This is a genomic window from Polaromonas sp. P3_C2 (assembly GCF_056402675.1).
On sequence record NZ_JBFUGX010000258.1, the window covers coordinates 1 to 5,689 of the forward strand.

Below are 5,689 nucleotides of genomic sequence, written 5' to 3' on the forward strand. Positions count from 1 at the left end.
GCCATTGAAAGGGCCGAGAAAGCACTGGACGACTGGCTCAGCCAGCATGCACCGATGACCGCGGCGCTGTTTTCCAACCCGGCGGCGCGCCATGAGATCCGGGAGCACGTCACACGCTCGCGCCCGGAGCTCAAATACAACCTGAGCGCGATACGCCGGGAGGCGATACGGGTGGCGCTGTACCGCTCCGGCGAAGACCCGTTGCTGGCGGAGGCYGCGTTCAACGTCTTCTTTGAAGAGCGCAACCGGGTCACCTTGTTTGAAGACGCGGTGCTGGCGCTGGAATTCCTGTCCGGGCGTTACCCGCTGGTGGCGGTTTCCAACGGCAACGCGGACGTCGAACGAATCGGCATCGGCCGGTATTTCAGGGCGGCCATCAGCGCCCAGCAGTTCGGTGTGGGCAAGCMCGACCCGCGCATTTTTCATGCGGCAGCTGGGGCCGTGGAGGTACTGCCCCAGGAAGTATTGCATGTGGGTGACGACGCCACACTGGACGTGCTGGGCGCGCTTAATTGCGGCATGCAGACGGTGTGGGTGAATCGCTCTGACCAGATGTGGGCACACCCCGCGGTGCCGCACGAAACGGTGACCAYGCTGACAGAGCTGTGCGATTTGTTCCCGCAGTGAACGGTTGACTTTCAAGAGGCGCTTGCGATGACACTCAAAATCTACGGCACAGCCGCTTCGCGCGCAGCGCGTCCCCTGTGGACGGCACAGGAAATGGGCTTGTCCTATGAGCACATTGCGTTGCCGTATGTGGGCGGCGCTACGCGCACGCCGGAGTTTCTTGCCATCAACCCGAACGGCCGGATCCCCGTGGTGGATGACGATGGGGTCCTGGTCTGGGAGTCCATGGCCTGCGTGCTTTACCTGGCCGAGCGATTCAAAAGCGCTGATGCATCCGGCCTTGCCGCGCAGAGTTCCGCGGAGCAGGCAGACATCCTGCGCTGGAGCTTCTGGGTGGTGACCGAGTGCGAAAAAGACGCCCTGGCGTTCCTGATGCACCGCATCATGATGCCGACAGAGCGCCGCAAGCCCCAGCTGGCCGAGGACGCCGAGCGGCATCTGCTGGGCCCGCTGCGGGTGCTCGAACAGCATTTGCAGTCGCGCAGCTACCTGGCGGGTGAACGCTTTACGGCGGCCGATATCTGCGTGGCTTCCGTGCTGGCGTGGATTCAGGGCGCTGCGGGCCTGATGGCGCAATGCCCGGCAGTGGACGAGTGGCTCAAGCGCTGTCTTGCGCGTCCGGCGTACCGCGCGGTGAGATTTATGGCGAAAAGTGCCTGAAACCCATTGTGGCTGTGCGCAAGCAGCTATTTAATTGATAGCAATACGGGCGACGTGGTCGCGATGACCGCGAGCCGCGGATGTGCCGGGGCAGATCAATGCAGGCGCTGCGCCGCTTCCAGCCCCGAGCGCACGGCTCCCTCCAGCGTGGCCGGATAAGGCCCGGCGATGTAATCGCCGCAGGCATAAAGACCTGGTGCTACCTCGATTGCCGGGCGCAGCAGGCCCGGCGTGCAGGCAAAAGTCGCACGCTTTTCCACGATGGTTTGCACCACCTGCAAGGTGTCCAGGCCCAGCTGCTGTGCCGCCTGCGCCAGTACCTGTGCAGCCAGCGTCGTGCCATCGCCCGTGCTGGCGCTGATCACAAAAGCCAGCAGGCCGGTGGGCCCGCCCAGTTGCCCGCGGTCGAACACAAATTGCGCGGGTCCGGTCGCATCGGCGCGTAAGGCCAGCATGGGCTGCTGAAGGCGCACGCCTGCCGCCCAGGCGTAGACCGTGGTCAGCGCTTCGTGTTGAAGGCCTTTCGCCTGCGCCAGCCAGTCGCCGGGTTGCAGGCCGCTGCTTTCCACAAGCCGCGCCGCTTCATGGGGCGGGCAGGCCAGCACCAAGCAGTCGAAGGCTGCGCTGATGTCGGTGTTGACCACCCAGCTGGAACCGAGGGGCGCAATGGATTGCACGCGGGCGCCCAGCCGCACGGTGCTGCCCTGGGCCGCCAGCCAGCGCAGGGCGGCGTCGGGCAGCAGTGCGCTGAGGTCGGCGCGCGGCAGCAAGAGGTTGGAGCCGCCGCTTTCCGAGAACAGCGAGTCGTGCATCACGCGCAGGAAAACCTGGCCGCTGGCGCGCTCTGCTGGCGTGTTCAGCGCCGAGACGCAGAGGGGCTCGATCAATGAGGCCATGGCACCGGGTAACAGGCCGCGGCACAGGTCGGCCACCGACACGCCGGGGTCGCACTTGAATTTCGCGAGCTGCCAGCCAACGGCGACCTTGAGCATCGAGAGCTTGTCGGCCCAGGACCAGCCGCGTGCCAGGAGGATACCGGCCAGCGCATCAAGCGGGGCCGGCAGCTGCGGAAGGCTCAGGCCGCTGCCGTCCGGAAACCGCAGTGTCAGCGGCATTCGCAGCAAGGAAGTTTCTGCGTCGACACCCAGGTCCTTCATCAGGCGCAGCGTTTCGGCATATGCACCAATCAGGATGTGMTGGCCGTTGTCGAGCACGACCGGCTTGCCTGCCACCGTGCCGCCAACGCGGCGCGCACGTCCGCCGGCGATGCGGGTGGTCTCAAACAACGTGACCTGGTAACCCAGGCGCGTGGCCTCCACGGCAGCAGCGCATCCGGCCCAGCCGGCGCCGATCACGGCGACTCTCATGATGGGCACGGTTGCGTGCAGGTGATCGTGTGAGTTCCATACCAGCCGGGGCCGCGGAACTGGCTTTGCCAGGCCGCAGGCGCAGGGCCCCCGCGGGGGGCAGCGAACCACACGAAGTGGGGAGCGTGGGGGCTCATTGGATTTTGCCGAAGGCCTGGGTCTTCCACGCCAGCCAGAATTTGCGCAGCGGTGTGAGACTGACGCGCTGGTGCAGCACCTGGTAGCCATCGGAGGCGATTTCGCGCAGCAGGGTGCGGTAGATGCTGGCCATCATGAGGCCGGGCTTCTGGGCGCGGCGGTCGGCTTCGGGCAGCATGGCCAGTGCCTCGTCATAGAGCGCCAGCGCGCGGTCGGTCTGGAATTTCATCAGTGCGCTGAAGCGGTCGGAGTACTGGCGCTTGAGGACCTCATGCGCCTTCACGTCAAATTGCTGCAGCTCGTTGACGGGCAGGTAGATGCGCCCGCGCATCGCGTCTTCGCCGACGTCCCGGATGATATTGGTGAGCTGGAACGCCAGGCCGAGCTTGTGCGCGTAGGCGGTGGTGGCTTCGTCGGTCTGGCCGAAGATGCGCGCCGCCACTTCGCCCACGATGCCGGCCACCAGGTGGCAATACTGCCGCAGGCCGGGAAAATCCAGGTAGCGGTTTTGCTCCAGGTCCATCTGGCAGCCATCAATGACAGCCTGCAGGTGGCGCGCTTCAATGCGATAGGTGAGGGCCAGCGGCATCAGCGCCTTCATCACTGGATGGGTTGGGTTGCCGGCATAGGCGTTGAGCACCTCGCCTTGCCACCAGGCGAGCTTGGTGCGCGCTACGCCGGGGTCGGTAATTTCGTCGACGACATCGTCGATCTCGCGGCAAAAGGCGTAGAACGCGGTGATGGCGGCGCGCCGTTCCTTGGGTAAGAACAGGAAGGCGTAATAAAAACTGCTGCCGGATGCGGCGGCTTTTTGCTGGACATATTGCTCAGGCGTCATACGGTAATTGTCACATGGGACTTGTTGGCCGGATGGGTATCAGGATGCTTTGGGGGCAGTGCGTTCGGCGAAGTAAAGCTTCAGCGCAAACACCACGGCAATCAGGACGACCCAGATGATCAACACATCACCGAATTGCCAGAAGAGCCAGAGCGGGGAGCCTAATTGACCCAGCAAGGGCAGCAGGAACGGCTGCAGCCGGGGTGTCCAGAAACCAGGCCTGGACATGCAGGCCGATACCAGGGGATCGAAGCTGCCCGGATTGCATCCGAGGGCCTGCAGTATTTCGCGCGATACATACGTGCTCAGGAAGGGCGTGCCGAAGGCGATGCAAAACGCGATCAACCCCAGCAGCAAAATCCAGAAGCTGACTTGCAAAAACTGGTGCAACCTTCGTTGCATTGGCACTGCCGTGGCGGCAGGCGCACGCGGGGCAGTAATGGCCTTGGGGTTTTGGTATGCATGGCGGCTCCAGCCGATGGCGACCAGCCAGGCCAGGATGAGCCACCAGAAGTTGCGCAACAGGATGAAGGGGTAATCCAGCGGAGTCTGCGCAGACAGAAAGGGTGTGAGCCTTGAGGCCAACGCGTTCTGGAAGAAGGAACACGTTCCGGCTCGCGGGTCTGCATGGAATTGGCAATTGAGGGCGGCCAGCGCCTGCTCTGCGATGACGCCGCCGATCAGCGCGAAGCTGAAGCAAAAGAGGAAGAAGCCCCACACCAGCGCGCGATAGAGGCCCGAGGGCGGCAGTTTTACCGGTGGCGTTGCCATGTGGCTTTCTGTGGGTTTGTTGACAGGTCTGTCCGTCCCTGATGCGATCCGGCTGCTTGGCTACATGAACAGCGCGCGCCAGCCCATCACCAGTACATCCCAGGGGCCGAGCTTGGGGCGCCGCTGCAGGGTATTGAATCCCTGGGCCTCGATTTTCTCAAGGATGCGCAGGCCGCCTTGCACCACCAGCCGCAACTCCCAGCCGCCGCGGCCCGGTATTCTTTTCGTGAGTGGCAAGCCTTTTAGCATCGTGGCCCTTGCAGAGCGTGCGCAAACAGCTATCAAATTGATAGTAGAGGGGTTGGCCTCCAGTGCCAGCAGTTGTGCTTCGTCAACGCCATGGCGGGCCCAGGCATCGGCCGGCAGGTAAATGCGCCCGCGCGGAATGTCCACGCTGAGGTCTTGCCAGAAATTGATGAGTTGCAGGGCGGTGCAAATGCAGTCGCTCATCTGCAGCGAGGCGGCATCATGGATGCCGTACAGATGCAGCAGCAGCCGGCCCACGGGATTGGCCGAGCGGTTGCAGTAATGGGCCAGCTCGGCCTCATCGGCATAACGCTGCTTGACGACGTCCTGCTCGAAAGCGCTGAGTAAGTCAGCCAGCAGATTTACCGGCAGCTGGAATTCCGCCATCATGGGCGCCAGCTGTGCAAACACGGGCGCCCAGCGAGGCGAAGGTGCAAGGCCTGCAGAGGCGGCCATCAGGTCCGCGCGGTAGGCCGCCAGGTCAGCCAGGCGTGCCGCCGGTGGGGCATCGCCTTCATCGGCGATGTCATCCGCCGTGCGGGCAAACCAGTAAATCGCCGCGATGGGCGGACGCAGGCGCGGTGGGCACAGCAGCGAAGCCACCGGGAAGTTTTCATAGTGCGCTACACCCTGCAGAGACGGCGTCAGGGTGGCTGGCGATTGGGAGCCTTGGGTCATGCGGGCGATTGTCGCTTGACAAGCCTTGGCAATTACCCTAGATTACTAACCGGTCAGTCAGTAGCAGTTTCCTGACCCTTTTCCAGGCTCATTTTTTACCCTGCCATCCAAGYGGGTTTCATCCCGATCAGATCATGAACAAAACCGTTTTCTCCCTGGTGGGCGCCGCCGTCCTGCTGGCCGCCTGTTCCAAACCCGCCCCGCCAGAAGAGCCGGTTCGCGCCGTCAAGGTGGTCACTGTCGGGACCAACGCCTTTTCATCGAGCCACGAATATGCTGGCGAGGTCCGCGCCCAGGTGGAATCGAGGCTCGGCTTTCGGGTTGCGGGGAAGATCATCAAGCGGCAGGCTGAACTGGGCCAGCG

The 5,689-nt window shown here is 63.7% G+C and carries 6 protein-coding genes and 1 pseudogene; 3 read left to right on the plus strand and 4 right to left on the minus strand.

The window, feature by feature from the left end; all coding sequences use genetic code 11:
- Positions 1 to 627 (plus strand): HAD family hydrolase (locus AC1DWI_RS12195; RefSeq protein ID WP_477724916.1); only part of this gene is annotated, 627 nt, incomplete at its 5' end.
- Positions 628 to 654: 27 nt separating this feature from the next.
- Positions 655 to 1,287, plus strand: coding sequence for a glutathione S-transferase family protein (locus AC1DWI_RS12200; protein WP_477669021.1), 633 nt, complete (start codon positions 655 to 657; stop codon positions 1,285 to 1,287).
- Between the two features lie 95 nt (positions 1,288 to 1,382).
- On the opposite strand, the gene hpnE is transcribed toward AC1DWI_RS12200, so the two are convergent.
- The 4 genes from hpnE to hpnC all read right to left on the minus strand — a co-directional run bounded on the left by hpnE (position 1,383) and on the right by hpnC (position 5,325).
- A complete protein-coding gene (gene hpnE, locus AC1DWI_RS12205) occupies positions 1,383 to 2,654 on the minus strand; it encodes a hydroxysqualene dehydroxylase HpnE (protein WP_477724917.1) in 1,272 nt (423 codons plus the stop codon).
- A gap of 133 nt (positions 2,655 to 2,787) precedes the next feature.
- Entirely contained in the window at positions 2,788 to 3,630 is an 843-nt protein-coding gene (gene hpnD / locus AC1DWI_RS12210) for a presqualene diphosphate synthase HpnD (protein WP_477669023.1), read from the minus strand.
- A 39-nt stretch (positions 3,631 to 3,669) separates the two neighbouring features.
- Positions 3,670 to 4,401 carry a hypothetical protein gene (locus AC1DWI_RS12215; protein WP_477669024.1) on the minus strand — a complete coding sequence of 244 codons (732 nt, stop codon included), beginning with the start codon at positions 4,399 to 4,401 and terminating at the stop codon, positions 3,670 to 3,672.
- Between the two features lie 60 nt (positions 4,402 to 4,461).
- Positions 4,462 to 5,325, minus strand: coding sequence for a squalene synthase HpnC (gene hpnC, locus AC1DWI_RS12220; RefSeq protein WP_477669025.1), 864 nt, complete (start codon positions 5,323 to 5,325; stop codon positions 4,462 to 4,464).
- Between the two features lie 134 nt (positions 5,326 to 5,459).
- On the opposite strand from hpnC, the pseudogene AC1DWI_RS12225 reads away from it, so the two are divergent.
- A pseudogene (locus AC1DWI_RS12225) lies at positions 5,460 to 5,689 on the plus strand (efflux RND transporter periplasmic adaptor subunit); the annotation flags it as partial.